This window comes from Caballeronia sp. LZ028 (assembly GCF_031451415.1).
Classification (GTDB): domain Bacteria; phylum Pseudomonadota; class Gammaproteobacteria; order Burkholderiales; family Burkholderiaceae; genus Caballeronia; species Caballeronia zhejiangensis.
On record NZ_JARUXN010000055.1, the window covers coordinates 1 to 505 of the forward strand.

General features: G+C 61.6%; 1 protein-coding gene. It reads left to right on the forward strand.

Annotated elements, in window-relative coordinates; all coding sequences use genetic code 11:
* On the forward strand, positions 1-505 hold a 505-nt coding region (locus tag QCE58_RS34025), incomplete at both ends, for a helix-turn-helix domain-containing protein (RefSeq protein WP_250521120.1).

A 505-nucleotide genomic window follows, 5' to 3' on the forward strand; every position in this document is an offset into this window, starting at 1 on the left:
CTCGACCGTCTGAAGGTCATCCAAGCCGTGGTGAATATGGGACTCAAACCCGGTCGAGCCGCAGAGCGTCTCGGCGTGACGGTACGCCAAGTCGAGCGGCTGGTGTGGCGATATCGCGAGTCGGGCGCGGCGGGCCTTACATCACGCAAACGGAACAAGCCGGGCAATCGGAAGCTTGACGAAGGCTTGGCCTTACGTGCGCTGACCCTTATTCGCGAGCGCTACTTGGATTTCGGACCGACGCTGGCATGCGAGAAGCTGCGTGAATGCCATGGCCTCGTGCTGTCGAAGGAAACCGTGCGGCACCTGATGACGGATGCCGGCCTTTGGGTGCCGCGCAAGCAACGTCCGCCGAAGGTCTACCAGCCGCGTGCCCGACGAGCCTGTTTCGGTGAACTCGTACAAATCGACGGCAGCGATCATTACTGGTTTGAAGACCGGGGACCCGCCTGCTCACTGCTGGTCTTTGTCGACGACGCGACGAGCCGGTTGATGCACTTGCACT